Source organism: Novosphingobium sp. BL-52-GroH (assembly GCF_044813085.1).
In the GTDB taxonomy this organism is placed as follows: Bacteria; Pseudomonadota; Alphaproteobacteria; order Sphingomonadales; family Sphingomonadaceae; genus Novosphingobium.
The window spans coordinates 1,785,932-1,803,113 of sequence record NZ_CP171152.1 but is presented as its reverse complement, the minus strand read 5'-3'; the positions used below and the strand labels follow the sequence as shown (position 1 = coordinate 1,803,113).

Below are 17,182 nucleotides of genomic sequence, written 5' to 3'. Positions count from 1 at the left end.
GGGTCATGACCAACGAAGCGAGCCTGTTCGACGACTGGGACGCAGAGGATCGCGGCGCCGCGCAGGACGACGCGCTCTATCTGGAGATCGAGGGCTGGGAAGGCCCGCTCGACCTGCTGCTCGACCTCGCGCGGCGGCAGAAGGTGGACTTGCGCGGTATCTCGATCCTCGAACTGGTCGACGCCTACCTCACCTACATCGAGCAGGCCGAGGCGCTGCGGCTGGAACTGGCGGCGGACTACCTCGTGATGGCCGCCTGGCTCGCCTACCTGAAATCCGCCCTGCTGCTCCCGCGCGACGAGCAGGAGGACCCGAGCCCCGAGGAAATGGCGCTACGCCTGCAGATTCGCCTGCAGCGGTTGGGCGCGATGCGCGAGGCGGCGGCGCGGCTGATGGGGCGCGACCGCCTCGGCCGCGACGTCTTCGCGCGCGGGGCGCCCGAGGGGCTGCGGATCGATCGCAAGTCGCTGTGGCAGTGCAACTGGTTCGACCTCGTGCGTGCCTATGGCGACGTAAAGATTCGCTCCGAACCGGTTGTGCACATGGTGCGCGAGCGGATGGTGATGACGCTCGACAGCGCGATCCAGCGCGTCTCCTCGATGCTGGGCGTGGCGATCGACTGGATGGACCTGCGCGATTTCCTGCCCCCCGCGCACGACACCTGGGCCGATCCGCGCCTGCGCCGCTCGGCGCTCGCCTCCAGCTTCGTCGCCGCGCTGGAACTGGCCCGCACCGGCCGCGTCGAGATTTCGCAGGACAAGACCTTCGGACCGCTGCGCCTGCGCGGGGTGCGGCCGTGACCACGACGCAGCCCGACCCGTCTTTCCCCGACGACCTCGTGCGCGCCATCGAGGCGACGCTGTTCGCCGCCGAGGAGCCGATGAGTGCCGAGCAGATCGCGCTGCATCTGGGCTTCGGCGACAAGGGGGCGGGCCAGGTTCGCCCCGGGCTCGCCGAACTCGCGCGCCATTACGAGGGGCGTGGCATCCTGCTGGTCGAGCGCGGCCGGCGCTGGCACTTCGAAACCGCCCCGGACCTCGCTCATCTTCTTCGCCTTGAGAAGGAGGAACTGCGCCGGCTCAGCCGCGCGGCGACCGAGGTGCTCGCCATCGTCGCCTACCACGAGCCGGTCAGCCGCGCCGAGATCGAGGCGATCCGCGGTGTCCAGACCGCCAAGGGCACGCTCGACGTGCTGATGGAGGCGGGCTGGGTCCGCGTCGCCGGCCGGCGCGAGGTGCCGGGACGCCCGGTGATCTACGCGACGACACCGGTGTTCCTCGACCACTTCGGCCTCGCCTCGCTCAAGGAACTGCCCGGGATCGACGAATTGCGCGCCGCCGGATTGCTCGACCCGGTGGACGAGGACGCGATCGGCGCGGCGCTGACCCCTCGTGCCAAACCGGCGGTGGATGACGCAGCCGAGGTGTAAGGGCGGCCTCCCACGCCTCGTCACACTGAAGCGAGTTCAAGGTGACGGAAGGGGAATGTCAGTACCTTTCCCGCGTGGCCATGCCCAACCGAAACGACGACGGCGTGACGGGCGAAGGACAGAACCATGACAGGCTGGCAACTTGCCGCCAAAGCGCCTAGATGGGCCCTATGACGGTCGGAATCGATCGTGGCTTTTGGAGTTGAGGTTATGGGTAGCTTCTCGATCTGGCACTGGCTGATCGTTCTCGTGATCGTGCTGGTGCTGTTCGGACGCGGCCGCGTGTCGGAAATCATGGGTGATTTCGGCAAGGGCATCAAGAGCTTCAAGGACGGCATGAACGAGGAAGAGGAAGCCAAGAAGGCCGCTGCCTCCACCCCGCCCGTGCAGATCCCGGCGAAGCAGGTCGATCCCGCGCCCGTGGCGACCGAGACCAAGAACGAGCAGGTTTGAGCGCGCGAGGCTGACGCACGATGTTCGACGTCGGCGCATCCGAACTGTTCCTGATCGTCATCGTGGCGGTCGTCGTCATCGGCCCCAAGGACATGCCGATGGCGTTGCGCACGGCTGGTCGCTGGATCGGCAAGATGCGCAAGGTCTCCAACCATTTCCGTGCCGGGCTCGACGCCATGGTGCGCGAGGCGGAACTCGAGGAGATGGAGCGCAAGTGGCGCGAGCAGAACGAGGCGATCATGAAGGCCAGCCCGCAGCTGCCTTCCATGAACCCCACTGCCGACGACATGCAGGCGCCCGTTGCCAGTACGCCGGTCACCGAAACTCCGATCGCCGACGGACATTCCCCGCAGCAGGGCGAACCGGCCGAAACCGCAGATGGCCAGTCGCGGCAGGCCGAACTCCACCTGCCCCCGCCGCCGCCCTGAGGCATTCGCCATGAAGCCCTTCCGCATAGCCGACATCGACGATTCGCAGGCCCCGTTGCTCGATCACCTCATCGAGTTGCGCGGCCGGTTGCTGCGCGCCTTCCTCGCCTTCGCGGCGGCGTTCGCGGTGTGCTTCTATTTTTCGGGCGATATCTTCTCGTTCCTGGTGCGACCGCTCACTGCAGCGTTTCCGCCGGGGCAGGGCAAGCTGATCTACACCAAACTCTACGAGGCCTTTTTCGTCGAAGTGAAGATCGCGATGTTCGCGGCCTTCTTCGTCAGCTTCCCGATCATCGCCAACCAGATTTGGGCCTTCGTGGCGCCGGGGCTCTACGCGAAGGAAAAGAAGGCGTTCCTGCCGTTCCTGATCGCGACCCCGATCCTGTTCACCATGGGCGCGGCTTTGGCCTACTACGTGGTGATGCCGACCGCGTTCCACTTCTTCCTCGGCTTCGAGGGACAGAAGGGCGGTCTCAAGCTGGAGGCGCTGCCGGGCACCGGAGACTACCTGGCGCTGGTCATGCAGTTCATCCTGGCCTTCGGGATCAGCTTCCTGCTGCCGGTGCTGCTGATGCTGCTCAACCGGGCGGGCATCGTGACGCGCACGCAGTGCGTCGCCGCGCGGCGCTATGCGATCGTGGGCATCTTCATCGTCGCCGCCGTGGCGACCCCGCCGGACGTGATCTCGCAGCTCCTGCTGGCCGTGCCGCTGCTGTTGCTGTTCGAAGGCACGCTGCTGCTGATGTGGTTCACCGAACGCCGCGACGCCAAGGAGCGCGCGCGCGAGGAAAAGGCCATCGAGAAGAACGCCGAGGAAGCCGGCAAGGCCGTGGCGGAGTAAAATCACCCGTAAAGATATCGGCGTCGTCCTGGGACTGATCCGGGAGCGCGGCGTACTTTTGAGGCGATAGCGCGCGATCGGCCACTGCGGTGGGGCGTTTCAGCGTAAGCTGGCGAGCCCTTGCCCACGGTCCCGGATCAAGTCCGGGACGATGGGCCTTACCTCACCGCCGCACGCCGGCCTTGCCGCCGTCCTGCGCGGCCGACCAGGCGAGCTTGCCGCCGATCCACGTCTCCAGCACCCTCGTCGCGCGCAACTGCTGGGGATTGGCCATCATCGAGTCGGTATCGACGAACAGGAAGTCCGCGCGATAGCCTTTGGCGATGCGACCCAGGCGTCCTTCCGCGAACAGCGAATAGGCAGCGCCCGTGGTGTAGGCCGCCAGCGCCGCCTCGCGCGACAGCACTTCCTGCGGCTGCCAGCCGCCGAACGGCTGCCCGTCCGCGCCGGTGCGGCTGATCGCGACGGCGAGGCCCTCGAAGGGATGCGCGGGCTCGACCGGCGTGTCCGAGCCGAATGCCAGCGTCGCGCCGGTCGCGGCGATCGACTTCCATGCATAGGCGCCGGCCAGCCGCGCCGGACCCAGCCGCGCTTCGGCCATGGTGCGGTCGGATGCCTCGTGCTGGGGCTGCATCGAGGCGATCGTGCCGTTGCGGCCGAAACGGGGTATGTCGGCGGGATCGACGACCTGGGCATGCTCGATGCGCCAGCGCCGGTCGCCCTTGTAGGTGGCCGAAAGCTCCTCGATCGAATCGAGCACGGTGGCGTTGGCCTCGTCGCCGATGGCGTGGACGGCGACCTGGAAGTTGTCCATCGCCGCCCGGCTCATGAGGTTGCCGAGCTGCGTCTGGTTCATCTGCGGCAAGCCGCGCGTCTTCGCGTCGTCGGCATAAGGCGCCTTGAGCCACGCCCCGCGCGATCCCAGCGCACCGTCGAGGTAGAGCTTCACCCCGTTCATCTTGAGCCGGTCGTCGTAGAGCCAGGGCGAGGGTCCCGGGCCGCCGATCAGGATCATGTTGTCGATCCCGGCCGCGTAGGAGACGATGCGCACGCGCAGCCCCCCCTTGTCGGCAGCGCGGCGGAAGCTTTGCCAGTCCTCGATCGTGGTGCCCATGTCGGCCACCGTAGTGATGCCCGAGGCGAGGAACGCGAGTTGGGCCTCGCCCAGAGCGGTGTCGCGGTCTTCGGGGCGGGTGCGCGGCAGCTTGGCCTCGACCAACTTGGTGGCGGCATCGACGAAGACCCCCGCCGGCGCCTTCGAGCCGGCGACGCGCACGATCTCGCCGCCCGCCGGATCGGCGGTGGCCGCGTTCACGGCGGCGGCCGAGAGCGCGGCGGAGTTGGCCCAGCCGGCATGGCCGTCGACACGTACCAGCCACGCGGGCTTGCCGCCGGTCACCTGATCGAGTTCGGCGGCGGTGGGCATGCGGTCCAGGCCCCAGTTCGCCTGGTTCCAGCCGCTGCCGAGAATCCAGGGGGCCTCCGGGTGCGCGGCGCTCCATGCAGCCACGCGCGACAAAGCCTCGTCGAGCGACTTCGCAGCCGAGAGATCAAGCGTCATCTTGGCGAAGCCCGTCGCCATCACGTGGGCGTGGGCGTCGATCATCCCGGGCATGACCGTGCGGCCCTTGCCGTCGACCTGGTACTCGACTTTCTTGGGCCGCTTGTCGCCGTGGTGGAAGACCTGCAGGACGTGGCCGTCGGGGGCGATCAGGAAGCCCTCGAAGCGCTCGACGCCGCCCTTGCCGTCGGGCGAGATGCCCTCGACGTTGTCGACCAGCACGTCGGCGAAGGCCGGCGCCGGGAGCGCCAGTGTGGTGAGGGCGCACCAGGCGAGGATGCGCTTGTGCGCCGTCCGCATGGCTTCCCGTTCCTTGTTCACGTCGCCCCGAACTTGTTTCAGGGGCCATTGTGCCGCAAGCCCGGCCCTCTGCGGCAGCAAACCGCGCGCGCGGATGGTGACGCGAGCTTTCGTTCGCAACGCGCCGGTTGCAGAAGCGGTCAAGGCGGGCATGCAATCGGAACGCAGGGTTTCGCGGCTCACTTCTTGCCCTTCTTGGGCAGCCGCTTGATGATCGCACTGGTGTCGAGCCGGCCGCCGCCGATGGACTGGACCTCGGAGAAGAACTGGTCGACCAGCGCCGCGACCGGCAGCGAGACGCCAAGCCCGCGGCCTTCCTCCAGGCTGAGGCCGAGGTCCTTGCGCATCCAGTCGATCGCGAAGCCGAAGTCGAATTCGTCGGCGTCCATCGAGGTCCAGCGGTTGTCCATCTGCCAGGACTGCGCCGCCCCGCCCGATATCGCTTCGTAGACCTTGTCCATGTCGAGATGGGAGGCCTGCGCGAAGCGAACCGCCTCCGCCAGCGCGGCGACGTTGCCGGCGATGCAGATCTGGTTGGCCATCTTGGCGATCTGGCCCGAACCGGGCTTGCCGACGTGGACGATGCGGGTGGAATAGGCCTCCATCACCGGTCGCGCGGCTTCGATCGCCTCGTTGCGGCCGCCGCACATGAGCGTGAGCGTGCCCTTTTCCGCGCCGATCTGCGAGCCGGTCATCGGCGCGTCCACGCAGTGGATCTTGAGGTCGCGCGCCTCGACCGAGATCTGCCGCGCGATCCGTGCCGAGACGGTGGTGTGGTCGATGAAGACACCGCCCTTCTTGAGCATGCGGAACACGCCGTTGGGGCCCAGCACCACGTCGGCGAGATCGTCGTCGTTGCCCACGCAGGTGATGACCACGTCGGCGTCCTGCGCCGCGTGGGCCGGGTTGGCGGCGATGCGGTGGGTGAGCCCGGGATTGTCGTCCCGCCACTTGCGCGCGCGTTCGGGGGTGCGGTTGTAGATCGTCAGTTCGTGGCCGGCCTCGCCGATGTGCCGCGCAAGCGCGCCGCCCATCGTGCCCAGGCCGATCATGGAAACCTTGCGCCGTTCCGCTCGAACTTCTGGTGTGCTGTCGCTCATGAGCGCGTTCTAGCGCGTTTTGGGCAAAAGCAAACCTTGGGTAGAGAGGGATCGCGCTTTGGTACGGCGGCCAGCAGGGAAGGGGCCTCACGCGTAGCCGCGAAGGAGAATGGCGTTTCAGGCAAAGCTCATCCTTCCATCCCGCGTGGCGCGAGAGGCGGAGTCCCTGCAATCGCCCGGGGCAATCGCCCGGGCGCGGCGCGACACTCTTAGCGTGAAACTCAAGCTCGCTTCCCATCAGCCGCCAATTCCGGTAGTCGCGCCCGATGGACCAGACATTGCTCAATACCGCTCCCGGGGCCACGTCCGACGCGCCCCTGACCGCAGCCGACGTTCGTGCGGCGGCGGAGCGAATTTCTGGCAAGGTCGTGCGCACGCCCACGCTTCGCAGTTCGACGCTGAGCGCGATCACCGGTGCCGACGTCTGGCTCAAGTTCGAGAACCTGCAGTTCACCGCCGCCTACAAGGAGCGCGGCGCGCTCAATGCGCTGCTGCTGCTGCCCGAGGAGCGCAAGTCGCGAGGCGTCATCGCCGCTTCGGCCGGCAACCATGCCCAAGGGCTGAGCTACCACGGCACGCGCCTGGGCGTGCCCGTCACCATCGTCATGCCCAAGACCACGCCGACGGTGAAGGTCATGCAGACCGAGAGCGTGGGCGGCAAGGTCGTGCTCGAAGGCGAGAGCTTCGACGAGGCCTATGCCCATGCCCGCAAGCTCGAGGTGGAACTGGGCCTGACCTTCATCCATCCCTTCGACGATCCGCACGTCGCGGCCGGGCAGGGCACCGTGGCGCTGGAAATGCTCGAGGATGTGCCAGATCTCGACACCCTGGTGCTGCCGGTCGGCGGCGGTGGCCTGTCTTCGGGCATGGGCACGGTTGCGCGCGACATCAACCCGGCGATCCGCCTCGTCGGCGTCGAGGCGCTGCTCTATCCCTCGATGTACAACCTGCTCAAGGGCACCAACCTCCCGATCGGCGGCGATACGCTGGCCGAAGGCATCGCGGTGATCGCACCTGGGCTGATGACGTCCAAGGTGCTGCGAGGGTTGCTCGACGATTTCCTGCTGGTCAGCGAATCGCAGATCGAAGGCGCCCTGGCGCTGTTGCTGCAGATCGAGAAGACGCTGGTCGAGGGTGCAGGTGCGGCGGGCCTTGCCGCGGTCATGAACAACCGCGAGCTGTTCGCCGGCCGCAAGGTGGGCATCGTCCTGTCGGGCGGCAACATCGACACGCGCCTGCTCGCCAACGTGCTGCTGCGTGACCTTGCCCGCTCGGGTCGCCTGGCGCGCCTGCGCATCGGCTTGCAGGATCGTGCCGGTGCGCTGTTCAAGGTCGCCAAGGTGTTCCACGAGCACAACGTGAACATCATCGAGGTCTTCCACCAGCGCATCTTCACGCACCTGCCCGCCAAGGGGCTGGTCACCGAGATCGAATGCGAGGCGCGCGACAAGGCCCAGCTCGACGCACTCGTCTCGGCGCTTCGCCGAGAGGGCTACGAGGTGAAGCAGGTCGAGACCGAATAAGTGTTGCGTGGGGCCGCCGGTTCCGTAAACTTCCGGTAGTCTCACGCCCCGAATTGGCACGGCTCCATGCCGATGCCGCCGGTCTGGCGCGATTTTGCCGCATCACGATCGGTTTTTGTGGTTAAAAGACTCGCAACCCGCTGCAGCGGTAGGCATATTTCGGGAAGAAGACGGACGCAGCGCCGGTCATAGCTTAAGAGGAAGACCTAGTTCGGTGACGGCTCCGGTTCGATTTCCCCGATTTTTCGTGACCAGCCCGGCGCCGTGTCCGTATCTTCCGGGCCGTAGCGAACGCAAGGTCTTCACCGAGCTCAAGGGTCCGCACGCCGATTCGCTGAACGATGCGCTGGGGCGGATCGGCTTCCGCCGCAGCCAGACCGTCGCCTACCGGCCCTCCTGCATAGACTGCAACGCCTGCGTTTCCGTGCGCGTCGTCGCCAGCGAATTCGTCGCCTCTGGCACGCAGAAGCGCACGCTCAAGGCGCATGGCGATCTCGTCGCCACCGTCTGCCGGCCCTGGTCCACCAGCGAGCAGTTCGACCTGCTGCAGCGCTATCTCTCGGTCCGCCACCCCGAAGGCGGCATGACCACGATGGACGAGGTCGATTTCGCCGACATGGTGGAGCACACCCCCGTCACCAGCTACGTGGTCGAATACCGCGAACCTTCGGAAGACGGCGTCAAGCCGGGTCGCCTCGTCGGCGCCTGCCTGACTGATCGCCAGTGCGATGGGCTGTCGATGATTTATTCCTTCTACGACCCTCACCATGAAGGCCGGCAGGGCCTGGGCAACTACATCATCCTCGACCATATCCGCCGGGCGCACGAGATGGGACTGGCCTACGTCTACCTCGGCTACTGGGTCGAAGGATCGCCGCGCATGCAGTACAAGGTGCGCTACCGGCCGATGGAAAAGCTTGGCCGTTCGGGCTGGGAGCGCATCGCTTCCACCGAGCAGGACCGCCTGATCGCCGCGGCCGTCTCCAACCCCCGCAGCCGCGATGATGCGGCGGGGCCCAAGGACGGAATGCCGGCCATCGCCAAGGGCTGAACGGCGCCGCTGCCATTGGGCGGCGCCGTTCCGTCCGGCTTCAGCGCGAAGGAACCGGCGTCTCGCCCGAGTAGTCGTAGAACCCCTTGCCCGACTTGCGGCCGTACCAGCCCGCCTCCACGTACTTCTGCAGCAGTGGTGCAGGGCGGTACTTGGGATCGCCGGTGGTCGAGTGGAACACCTTCATGATCTCGTAGAGGGTATCCAGCCCCACGAAGTCGGCCAGGGTCAGCGGACCCATCGGGTGGTTGAGGCCGATCTTGCAGCCCGCGTCGATGTCCTCGACCGAGCCGATCCCCGCGCCCAGCACGAAGATCGCCTCGTTGAGCATCGGGCACAGGATGCGGTTGACCACGAAGCCGGGCTCGTCGCCGGCGAGGACCACGGTCTTGCCCAGCTTCTCGCCGAAGGCCTTCATCCGGTCGATGGTGTCCTGCGAGGTGGCGAGCCCGGGGATCACTTCGACCAGGCCCATGACCGGAACCGGGTTGAAGAAGTGCAGCCCGCAGAAGCGCGTCGCGTCGGGCGAGCTGGCAGCCATGCGGGTGATCGGGATCGAGCTGGTGTTAGATGCCATGATCGCGTTGGCGCCCAGCACCTTGCCGGCGGCCTCGAAGATCTTGTGCTTGATGTCCTCGCGCTCGGTGGCGGCCTCGATGATGAGGTCGCACCCGGACATCGCGGCGTAGTCGGCGACGGGGGCGATGCGGGCGAGCAGGGCGTCGGCCTGGTCCTGGGTCAGCTTTTCCTTGGCGACCAGCCTGGCGAGGCCCTTGGCGATACCGGCCTTGCCCTTTTCCGCATTTTCCAGGCTGATGTCGGTGAGGACCACGTCCAGCCCCGCGCCCGCGACGGTCTGGGCGATGCCCGAACCCATGATACCTGCACCGATGATTCCGACTGACTGCACTGACAAACTCCCTCGATGGTTTAACCGAGCGCTTAACAGCTCGAACCCGAGGAGGGAACCTAGCGATTCTGCCCCGGAACCCAAAGCACGTCGTCGGCACCACCCGAATTGACCGCGCGGGCGAGGACGAACAGATAGTCGCTCAGCCGGTTGATGTAGGCGAGCGCCGCCGGGTTGACCGGGTCCTGCGCTGCAAGTGCGGTGGCCCGGCGTTCGGCGGAGCGGGTGGAGGCGCGGGCGATGTGTACGCGCGCCGCCGCTTCGCTGCCGCCGGGCAGGATGAAGCTGCGCAGGGGAGAGAGGTTCTCGTTCACCGCGTCGATCGCGGTTTCCAGCCAGTCGACCTGGGCTGCGACGATGCGCAAGGTCATCTCGCCGGGAGTGAAGTCCTCTCCCGGGGTCGCGAGGTCCGCGCCGAGGTCGAACAGGTCGTTCTGGATGCGGGTGAGGCTGGCGGCGTGCGGCGTGCCGACCAGCGCGCAGACGGCAAGGCCGATCGCGCTGTTCGCCTCGTCCACGGCGCCGATCGCCTCCATGCGCGCGGCGTGCTTGGGCAGGCGCGAGCCGTCGACGAGGCCGGTCGAGCCATCGTCGCCGGTGCGGGTGTAGATCTTGTTGAGCCGGACCAAGGGAGTTCCTTTCGGGAGGGACGATGATCGCCGCGCGTGCGTCGCCATTATCTCCCGTTCGTCATTGCGCGCGCAGCGAAGCAGCCCAGGGCGGGGTAAGCGGCTCCGGGTCGCTTCGCTGCGCGTGCAATGACGAACGGGGTGTGCGGATCAGCGCGCCATCGCCAGCAGCAGTGCGCAGACCAGCACGGCGGCGGCCTGGTACTTGATGCGGTTGAACATCATCTTGTTCTGCAGCAGCTGGTTGGCGGTCGGCCCGGTCAGGTTCGGGTCGCGGTTCAGGTCTTCCTTCGTGCTGTTGAGGAAGGCGACGATGCCGCGCACGAGGCTGACGACGACCATGATCACCAGCACGACGATGATGGGGACAAGGATATAGCTCATGGCGCCTGATGTACGCCTTGCGAGAACGAAATGCCAGCGGGCAGCACGCCGGCGCGCAGTGCCCTGGCGATGGCGCGTCCGTCCTCTCCGGCGCGACGCCGGTCGCCCAGCGAGGGCGCGCCGCGGCGCTTGGCGAGCTTGCGGCCGTTGGCCTCGACCAACAACGGGTGATGCAGCCACGTCGGCACCGGGAGGTCGAGGAGCGCCTGGAGCAGGCGATGGACGTGGCTTGCGGCGAACAGGTCCATGCCGCGGGTGACGAGGGTGATGCCGTCGGTCGCATCGTCGAGCGTGGCGGCGAGGTGGTAGCTGGCTGGCAGGTCCTTGCGCAGCAGCACGACGTCTCCGAACACCTGCGGCGTTGCGATTTGCAGGCCTGCCGTTTCGTCCACCCAGTCGAGCGGCCCGGCCAGCGCCATCGCCGCGCCCACGTCGAGGCGCCAGGCGGCATGGGCGGGGTCTGTCTCGCGGTGTCGGCAGGTGCCGGGATAGACGGGGCCATCGGGTCCGGTCTCGCGGGCGGCCGCGGCGATCTCGGCGCGAGTGCAGGTGCAGGGGTAGAGCAGGCCCATGGCCCTGAGCCGGTCGCCCGCCGCCGTGTAGCTCGCCAACCGGTGCGACTGGAACACGGCCTCGCCGTCCCAGGCAAGGCCGAGCCATTCGAGATCGCACAGGAACTCCTCGACGAACTCCGTCCGGCTGCGTTCGCCGTCGATGTCCTCGATGCGCAGGATGAATCGCCCGCCGCGTTCGCGGGCGGTGTCGTGGGCGACCAGTGCCGCATAGGCGTGGCCCAGGTGAAGGGGGCCGTTGGGGCTGGGGGCGAAGCGGGTGCGGGTCATCCCGGCCCCTCCTAGACGTCGCGGCGCGGCAAAGGAAGAATCCGTCACCCCGGCGAACGCCGGGATCGCAGGGCAGGCCACGCCCCCGTCGCGTCAGACGCGGCACGCCGCAGTGGCCCAGCGCTGGCCATCGCCTCAAGAGTACCCCGCGGTCACGGAGCAAGCCTGGGACGACGGGCCTCTCGCAAGCGATCCTGTGGATTGCGCGCGGGCCTCGATAATCAGCTATCTTGACGGGAGCCTGCGTAGATGCTGCAAAGCACCCATGCGTTGCCATCAAACAGCAATGAGAGCCTGCGACAGGAGGCCATGCTCAGGTCGGACCTGATCGAGCGCGCGGCCCGTTTCCGCAGCGCGGAGGGAGATCCCTCCCGTAGTCTTTCCGACTGCCCTGCACTCGTTCTCAACGCGGACTATACGCCGCTTTCGTATTATCCCCTCAGCCTGTGGCCCTGGCAGACCGCGATCAAGGCCGTCGTTCTCGAGCGGGTGGACATCATCTCGAGCTACGAGCGCGCGGTGCACAGCCCGAGCTGGACGATGCAGATCCCCTCGGTGATCGCGCTGCGCCAATACGTGAAGCCCAGCGAGTTTCCCGCCTTCACCCGCTTCAACCTGTTCCTGCGCGATCGCTTCTCGTGCCAGTATTGCGGCAGCCCGCATAACCTGACGTTCGACCATGTGCTTCCGCGCCGGCTCGGCGGCCGCACGAGCTGGGAAAACATCCTGACAGCGTGCGCCCCGTGCAATCTCAAGAAGGGCGGTCGCACGCCCAAGCAGGCGCACATGCCGCCGATGGTCCCGCCGATCCGGCCGACCAGTTGGCAGCTCCAGGAGCGCGGCCGCGGTTTCCCGCCCAACTACCTCCACGAAACCTGGCGCGACTGGCTCTACTGGGACATCGAGCTGGAAGAGTAGCGCTTGGGCCACTATGGCCCGGAGAGGGATGACTTCCACAACGGCGAAACGGGCGTCAGTGTCATGTCATCAAGCTCTAAAATCCCAGCATTTCCGGGCGGAACAGGCGTTTGCGGGAAACGCGCTTGCCTGAAAGCATGAACTCGCCGTCGCCGACGTAGTGGACGTATTCCGGTGGCCTGGGGGTGACGCGGGCGCGGATGTGGCGCACTTCGAGGATGAACAGGTTGTAGCGTTCGACGGCACGGTCGTCGCTGACGCGGCATTCGATCAGGGCGTGGCATTGCGGCAGGGCCGGGGCATCGACCTCGAGCGCGTCCTCGCGCTCCAGTCCGAACCGGGCGAACTTGTCGACGTCCTCTCCCGAGCAGTTTCCCACGCCGACGACCGCGTCGAGCATGTCGCTTCCCGGCACGTTGAGCACGCACTCGCCCGAGGCGCGCAGCATCTCGAAGCTGCGGCTCGATCGTGAGACGACGCAGCTTACCAGCGAGGGCGAAAATTCGAGGACCTGATGCCAGCCGAGCGCCATGACGTTTTCGTTACCGGCATGGCGGGTGGTGAGCAGGACCACCGGGCCGGGTTCGAGAAACCGGCGGGCATGGGAGGCGGGAACGCTTTCCAGGGGGAACGGCGCCAGTGCGCGTTCCAATGCCGACGTGACCAAGGCGGGGGGCTCCTCTCGCAGTATTAGCCCCGGGTCAGCGAATTACCTCCGATCCGGTTGCGTCTGCCTGCGGCGAGCCGTTCAGTGAATGGTTTCAACCGTTTGCGGCTCTTCCACGCTTGCATCGACCGCGCTGGTGACGGCCACGTCCATGGTCACGTTGCCCAGCGTGCGCATGAGGTCGGGCAGGACTTCCACCGCCACGAGCACCCCCAGCGGCCATAGCGGTACGCCCATGGCGGCCGCGATCGGGCCGATCGAGGATACGAAGCTGATCGTGCCGGGTAGCGAGACCGCTCCGAACGTGGTCGCGAAGGCCACGAAGGCGCCGGCAGCGAGCGCTCCGGTGGTCAGTTCCATCCCGGCGAGTTTGGCGGCGTAGATCGCCACCGCCATGTTCATCGCCGGGCCGGTCGCGCGGAACAGGGTCACGGCGAGAGGCAGCACGAATTCCGCGGTCGTGGGCGAGACCTCCAGCTTGCGGCTGGAGGCAAGCATCGCCGGGAGCGTGGCGATCGACGACTGGGTCGAGATCGCGACGACCTGCGCGGGCAGCATGGCGGCTGCGAAGGTACTCAGCTTCTTTCGGCCAAGCGTCACGGCAAGGACGTATCCGGCGATCATCACCACGGTGCCCACGGCGGTCACCAGCACGATGTAGTGCACCAGCGCGCCCAGGGCGGCGCCGCCGCTTCGGACGCCGAGCGTGAGGCCGAGTGCGAAGACTCCCAAGGGCGCGAGCATCAGTACCCAGCCGATCACCACCATCATCGCGCCGGCGAGCGCTTCGAACAGGACTGCGAGCATGCGGCGCGGTTCGTCTGCCAGTTTGGTCGAGGCCAGGGCGAAGAGGGCGACGAAGACGATCACCGGCAGCATCGCGCTTGCCGCCGCGGCCGAGATCACGTTGTCGGGCAGCAGCGAGGACAGGAAGTCGGCCAGCCCCGGGACTTTGCCGGGGTCGGCTCCGTGGACGAAGCTGACCCCCGCCGGCACCGGGAAAAACCCGAGCAGCAGCGGCATGGCCACGGCGCCCAGGATCGCGCTGAAGGCAAGAAACGAGACGATGATGCCCAAGGTCCGGCGCGCCATGGCCCCGGCCCGCGCGGCGGCGACCGTCGCGACGATGCCGGAGAACAGCAGCCCCGCGACGAGTGGCAGGATCGTCATCTGCAGGCCCTGCAGCCACAAGGAGCCAACCGGACCCGCCACGGCCAGTGCCGCGTCGGCGGCAGGTCTGCCCGCGATTGCAAGGCCGATCAGCAGTCCGCCGACGAGCCCGGCGAGCGTCAGCATCCCCGGCACGCGGATTTCGGGAATGCGAGAGGGGCTGGCGGGGGCGGGGGAAGGTGTGGTCATTGCCCCGATCATTACGCAGGCGCGCGGCGTATGGCAATTTGCGGCGGGGTGTTGCGAGAGGGGTAGCGCTTGCGCGACGGAACGGGACGGGGTCGTTCAGTTCGAGGACTGTCGATTGCGAAGGATGCCCCGGCCGCGCTCGACACGACCGGCGCTTGGTGCTTCAAATGCGGCCGGAGAGGGTCTAGTGATCGGTCGGGAATCGACCTCGCGGCGTATTCCTGAACGAAGTTTAACAACGCATTCAGGTCGCGGTAACGGCTGTGGCTTAAGAAACGCGAGACTTTTCGGGAAACGGGATTTCCACAAGCTATGGGCAAGCAGTTCTTCGGTACCGACGGCATTCGCGGCCGCACCAACCAGGGGGCGATGACCGCCGCCACGGCCATGAAAGTCGGCCAGGCCGCCGGCACCCGCTTCCTGCGCGGCACCCACCGCCATCGCGTTGTCATCGGCAAGGACACGCGCCTGTCGGGCTACATGCTGGAGAACGCGATGGTCGCGGGGTTTACCAGCGTGGGCATGGACGTGGTGCTGCTGGGGCCCATGCCGACGCCTGCCGTCGCGCTGCTGACACGCGAACTGCGCGCAGACGTCGGCGTGATGATTTCGGCCAGCCACAACCCTTACGAGGACAACGGCATCAAGCTGTTCGGCCCCGACGGCTTCAAGCTTTCCGATGAAGACGAACTGGCGATCGAGGCGATGCTGGTGGGCGAGGACCTCGCGCTCGCCAGCTCGCCCGAGATCGGCCGCGCCCGCCGCGTCGAGGATGCGCGCGGCCGCTACATCCACGCGGTGAAGGGCTCGCTGCCCTCGACCGTGCGGCTGGACGGGCTCAAGATCGCGGTCGATTGCGCCAATGGCGCCGCTTACCAGGTCGCCCCTTCGGCGTTCTGGGAACTGGGCGCGGAGATCGTCGCGGTCGGCGTGACGCCCAACGGCAAGAACATCAACGAACGCTGCGGCTCCACCCATGTCGAGCTGCTGCAGGAAACCGTGGTGTCCTCGGGCGCCGACATCGGCATCGCGCTGGACGGCGACGCGGACCGGCTGATCGTGGTGGACGAGAAGGGCCAGACCGTCGACGGCGACCAGATCATGGCGTTGATCGGCGGCGAGTTCGCCGCCTCCGGGCAATTGCGCGGCGGCGGCGTGGTGGCGACGGTCATGTCGAACCTCGGCCTCGAGCGCTATCTGGGCGGTATCGGCCTCAACCTCGAACGCACCGCCGTGGGCGACCGCCATGTGCTCGAACGCATGCGCAGCGGCGGCTACAACGTGGGCGGCGAGCAGTCGGGCCACATGATCCTGCTCGACCATGCGACCACCGGCGACGGCACCGTCGCGGCGCTGCAGGTGCTCTCCGCGCTCGTCCAGTCGGGCAAGCGGGCGAGCGAACTGCTGCACCTGTTCGATCCCGTGCCCCAGCTTTTGCGCAACGTCCGCTTCGCGGGAGGCAAGCCGTTGGAGGCCGATAGCGTCAAGGTCGCCATCGCCGATGCGCAATCTTCGCTCGAAGGGCGCGGGCGGCTGGTGATCCGTCCTTCGGGCACCGAGCCCGTGATCCGCGTCATGGCAGAAGGCGACGATGCCGACGAAGTCGAGGCGGCGGTCGCCTCGATCTGCCATGCAGTAGAAAAGGCAGCAGCATAATGGCTTTGGAAATGCGCCCCGATTGCCAGCGGTGTGGCCTCGATCTTCCTGCCGAGGAGCCCGGCGCCTTCATCTGCAGTTTCGAGTGCACGTACTGCGTGACTTGCGCCGAGGCGCTTGACGACATGTGCCCGAATTGCGGGGGAGAACTGGTCGACCGGCCAACGCGGGCGAAGAAGCACCATGATTCGGCGCCGCCTTCCAAGGTACGGCGTTTCGAGGGCTGACGACCGGCTCGACTTACCCCGTCCCCAGCGCGTAAGACGCGGGAATGAACCAGCCTCCTCGCATCCTGTCCATCGCCGGCTCCGACAGCTCGGGCGGCGCCGGTATTCAGGCCGACGTCAAGACCATCACCCTGCTGGGCGGCTACGCCATGACCGCGATCACGGCGATCACGGCGCAGAACTCCACGGGCGTCGCAGCGATACAGGCGCTTTCGGCCGAGATGGTGGCGGCGCAGATCGATGCCTGCATCGGCGACATCGGGGTCGATGCGGTGAAGATCGGCATGCTGGGCAGCGCCGAGATCGCCCACGTCGTCGCAGACCGGCTCGAAGCGCTGGTCGCCGCAATCGGAGTAGTGCCGATCGTCTTCGATCCGGTGATGATCTCCACCGCCGGCTCGGTGCTGGCCGACGAGGCCACCGTGGCGGCGTTCGAGCGGCTGATGGGCATCGCCTGCCTGACCACGCCCAACGTCGACGAGCTCGCTGCGTTGGGCGGCGACGAGGCGCTGGCTGCGCGCGGCATCGCCTATATCGCGAAGGGTGGAGACGCACCGGGCGAGACGGTGGTGGACCGGCTGGTCGTGCCCGGTCAGGAGCCGCAGGTCTGGACCGCCCAGCGCGTCGAGACGCGCCACACCCACGGCACCGGCTGTACCCTGTCGAGCGCGATCGCCACTTTCCTGGGCCAGGGCGTCCCGCTGGCCGAGGCGATCGAGGACGCCCGCGACTTCGTGCATGCCGCGTTGCTGGCGGCGCCCGGTTTCGGTGAAGGGCATGGCCCGCTGGGTCATCATGCAGTGAGGTAGGGAGGTTCTCCCTCCACCGCCGCGAGCGGGTGGGGGGCGCCTTTCTTTGAACTGCTTGCGCGCCGTGTTGCAGCATGCAATCGTGGTCCGGTGAC

The 17,182-nt window shown here is 67.3% G+C and carries 19 protein-coding genes; 11 read left to right on the top strand and 8 right to left on the bottom strand.

Going from position 1 to position 17,182, the window contains the following annotated elements; all coding sequences use genetic code 11:
• Window positions 1–5: 5 nt before the first annotated feature.
• The 5 genes from ACFFDA_RS21270 (at window position 6) to tatC (ending at window position 3,151) form a co-directional block, all read left to right on the top strand.
• Window positions 6–800 (top strand): segregation and condensation protein A, encoded by a 795-nt coding sequence (locus tag ACFFDA_RS21270; RefSeq protein ID WP_404479284.1) that lies wholly within the window; start codon window positions 6–8, stop codon window positions 798–800.
• The gene (gene scpB / locus ACFFDA_RS21265; RefSeq protein ID WP_404479283.1) at window positions 797–1,429 is read left to right on the top strand and encodes an SMC-Scp complex subunit ScpB; all 633 of its coding nucleotides are present in this window, start codon (window positions 797–799) and stop codon (window positions 1,427–1,429) included. The genes ACFFDA_RS21270 and scpB overlap by 4 nt, the downstream gene beginning before the upstream one ends.
• 210 nt (window positions 1,430–1,639) lie before the next feature.
• A complete protein-coding gene (locus ACFFDA_RS21260) occupies window positions 1,640–1,882 on the top strand; it encodes a twin-arginine translocase TatA/TatE family subunit (RefSeq protein WP_404482821.1) in 243 nt (80 codons plus the stop codon).
• A gap of 20 nt (window positions 1,883–1,902) precedes the next feature.
• Complete coding sequence (gene tatB, locus ACFFDA_RS21255; RefSeq protein WP_404479282.1) at window positions 1,903–2,310, top strand: Sec-independent protein translocase protein TatB; 408 nt, start codon at window positions 1,903–1,905, stop codon at window positions 2,308–2,310.
• A 10-nt stretch (window positions 2,311–2,320) separates the two neighbouring features.
• On the top strand, window positions 2,321–3,151 hold the full coding sequence (gene tatC, locus ACFFDA_RS21250) for a twin-arginine translocase subunit TatC (RefSeq protein ID WP_404479281.1): 831 nt from the start codon (window positions 2,321–2,323) through the stop codon (window positions 3,149–3,151).
• A gap of 163 nt (window positions 3,152–3,314) precedes the next feature.
• On the opposite strand, the gene ACFFDA_RS21245 is transcribed toward tatC, so the two are convergent.
• Together ACFFDA_RS21245 and ACFFDA_RS21240 are read right to left on the bottom strand one after the other, a co-directional pair.
• Complete coding sequence (locus ACFFDA_RS21245; protein ID WP_404479280.1) at window positions 3,315–5,012, bottom strand: amidohydrolase; 1,698 nt, start codon at window positions 5,010–5,012, stop codon at window positions 3,315–3,317.
• 179 nt (window positions 5,013–5,191) lie between these two features.
• A complete protein-coding gene (locus ACFFDA_RS21240) occupies window positions 5,192–6,112 on the bottom strand; it encodes an NAD(P)-dependent oxidoreductase (protein ID WP_404479279.1) in 921 nt (306 codons plus the stop codon).
• A gap of 266 nt (window positions 6,113–6,378) precedes the next feature.
• Here ACFFDA_RS21240 and ACFFDA_RS21235 point away from each other — a divergent pair, with 266 nt between their 5' ends.
• Entirely contained in the window at window positions 6,379–7,635 is a 1,257-nt protein-coding gene (locus ACFFDA_RS21235; RefSeq protein WP_404479278.1) for a threonine ammonia-lyase, read from the top strand.
• Window positions 7,636–7,849: 214 nt separating this feature from the next.
• Window positions 7,850–8,686 carry an arginyltransferase gene (locus tag ACFFDA_RS21230; RefSeq protein ID WP_404479277.1) on the top strand — a complete coding sequence of 279 codons (837 nt, stop codon included), beginning with the start codon at window positions 7,850–7,852 and terminating at the stop codon, window positions 8,684–8,686.
• A 40-nt stretch (window positions 8,687–8,726) separates the two neighbouring features.
• Here the strand turns inward: ACFFDA_RS21230 and ACFFDA_RS21225 are convergent, their stop codons facing one another.
• The 4 genes from ACFFDA_RS21225 to gluQRS all read right to left on the bottom strand — a co-directional run bounded on the left by ACFFDA_RS21225 (window position 8,727) and on the right by gluQRS (window position 11,451).
• Window positions 8,727–9,596 (bottom strand): 3-hydroxyacyl-CoA dehydrogenase family protein, encoded by an 870-nt coding sequence (locus ACFFDA_RS21225; RefSeq protein ID WP_404479276.1) that lies wholly within the window; start codon window positions 9,594–9,596, stop codon window positions 8,727–8,729.
• Between the two features lie 59 nt (window positions 9,597–9,655).
• Window positions 9,656–10,225, bottom strand: coding sequence for a cob(I)yrinic acid a,c-diamide adenosyltransferase (locus ACFFDA_RS21220; protein WP_404479275.1), 570 nt, complete (start codon window positions 10,223–10,225; stop codon window positions 9,656–9,658).
• 150 nt (window positions 10,226–10,375) lie between these two features.
• Window positions 10,376–10,609, bottom strand: a complete 234-nt coding sequence (locus tag ACFFDA_RS21215) for a hypothetical protein (RefSeq protein WP_404479274.1) — start codon at window positions 10,607–10,609, stop codon at window positions 10,376–10,378.
• A complete protein-coding gene (gene gluQRS / locus ACFFDA_RS21210; protein ID WP_404479273.1) occupies window positions 10,606–11,451 on the bottom strand; it encodes a tRNA glutamyl-Q(34) synthetase GluQRS in 846 nt (281 codons plus the stop codon). Before gluQRS ends, ACFFDA_RS21215 begins: the two co-directional genes overlap by 4 nt.
• A gap of 309 nt (window positions 11,452–11,760) precedes the next feature.
• Here gluQRS and ACFFDA_RS21205 point away from each other — a divergent pair, with 309 nt between their 5' ends.
• Window positions 11,761–12,369, top strand: coding sequence for an HNH endonuclease (locus ACFFDA_RS21205; protein ID WP_404479272.1), 609 nt, complete (start codon window positions 11,761–11,763; stop codon window positions 12,367–12,369).
• Window positions 12,370–12,445: 76 nt separating this feature from the next.
• On the opposite strand, the gene ACFFDA_RS21200 is transcribed toward ACFFDA_RS21205, so the two are convergent.
• Both ACFFDA_RS21200 and ACFFDA_RS21195 read right to left on the bottom strand, forming a co-directional pair.
• Complete coding sequence (locus ACFFDA_RS21200) at window positions 12,446–13,036, bottom strand: flavin reductase family protein (protein WP_404479271.1); 591 nt, start codon at window positions 13,034–13,036, stop codon at window positions 12,446–12,448.
• An 81-nt stretch (window positions 13,037–13,117) separates the two neighbouring features.
• Window positions 13,118–14,395 carry a dicarboxylate/amino acid:cation symporter gene (locus ACFFDA_RS21195; RefSeq protein WP_404479270.1) on the bottom strand — a complete coding sequence of 426 codons (1,278 nt, stop codon included), beginning with the start codon at window positions 14,393–14,395 and terminating at the stop codon, window positions 13,118–13,120.
• A gap of 312 nt (window positions 14,396–14,707) precedes the next feature.
• Here ACFFDA_RS21195 and glmM point away from each other — a divergent pair, with 312 nt between their 5' ends.
• The 3 genes from glmM to thiD are packed head-to-tail and all read left to right on the top strand — an operon-like array spanning window position 14,708 to window position 17,087.
• Window positions 14,708–16,051, top strand: coding sequence for a phosphoglucosamine mutase (gene glmM / locus ACFFDA_RS21190; protein ID WP_404479269.1), 1,344 nt, complete (start codon window positions 14,708–14,710; stop codon window positions 16,049–16,051).
• Window positions 16,051–16,278: a DUF1272 domain-containing protein gene (locus ACFFDA_RS21185; protein WP_404479268.1), complete on the top strand. Its 228-nt coding sequence runs from the start codon at window positions 16,051–16,053 to the stop codon at window positions 16,276–16,278. Before glmM ends, ACFFDA_RS21185 begins: the two co-directional genes overlap by 1 nt.
• Before the next feature lie 44 nt (window positions 16,279–16,322).
• A complete protein-coding gene (gene thiD, locus ACFFDA_RS21180) occupies window positions 16,323–17,087 on the top strand; it encodes a bifunctional hydroxymethylpyrimidine kinase/phosphomethylpyrimidine kinase (RefSeq protein WP_404479267.1) in 765 nt (254 codons plus the stop codon).
• The last annotated feature ends 95 nt before the right edge of the window (window positions 17,088–17,182 follow it).

Coding starts and splice junctions, on each gene's coding strand:
- ACFFDA_RS21270 (WP_404479284.1), top strand. CDS start 6: ATGACCAACGAAGCGAGCCTGTTCGACGACTGGGACGCAGAGGATCGC.
- ACFFDA_RS21260 (WP_404482821.1), top strand. CDS start 1,640: ATGGGTAGCTTCTCGATCTGGCACTGGCTGATCGTTCTCGTGATCGTG.
- tatB (WP_404479282.1), top strand. CDS start 1,903: ATGTTCGACGTCGGCGCATCCGAACTGTTCCTGATCGTCATCGTGGCG.
- tatC (WP_404479281.1), top strand. CDS start 2,321: ATGAAGCCCTTCCGCATAGCCGACATCGACGATTCGCAGGCCCCGTTG.
- ACFFDA_RS21245 (WP_404479280.1), bottom strand. CDS start 5,012: ATGCGGACGGCGCACAAGCGCATCCTCGCCTGGTGCGCCCTCACCACA.
- ACFFDA_RS21240 (WP_404479279.1), bottom strand. CDS start 6,112: ATGAGCGACAGCACACCAGAAGTTCGAGCGGAACGGCGCAAGGTTTCC.
- ACFFDA_RS21235 (WP_404479278.1), top strand. CDS start 6,379: ATGGACCAGACATTGCTCAATACCGCTCCCGGGGCCACGTCCGACGCG.
- ACFFDA_RS21215 (WP_404479274.1), bottom strand. CDS start 10,609: ATGAGCTATATCCTTGTCCCCATCATCGTCGTGCTGGTGATCATGGTC.
- gluQRS (WP_404479273.1), bottom strand. CDS start 11,451: ATGACCCGCACCCGCTTCGCCCCCAGCCCCAACGGCCCCCTTCACCTG.
- ACFFDA_RS21205 (WP_404479272.1), top strand. CDS start 11,761: ATGCTCAGGTCGGACCTGATCGAGCGCGCGGCCCGTTTCCGCAGCGCG.
- ACFFDA_RS21195 (WP_404479270.1), bottom strand. CDS start 14,395: ATGACCACACCTTCCCCCGCCCCCGCCAGCCCCTCTCGCATTCCCGAA.
- glmM (WP_404479269.1), top strand. CDS start 14,708: ATGGGCAAGCAGTTCTTCGGTACCGACGGCATTCGCGGCCGCACCAAC.
- ACFFDA_RS21185 (WP_404479268.1), top strand. CDS start 16,051: ATGGCTTTGGAAATGCGCCCCGATTGCCAGCGGTGTGGCCTCGATCTT.
- thiD (WP_404479267.1), top strand. CDS start 16,323: ATGAACCAGCCTCCTCGCATCCTGTCCATCGCCGGCTCCGACAGCTCG.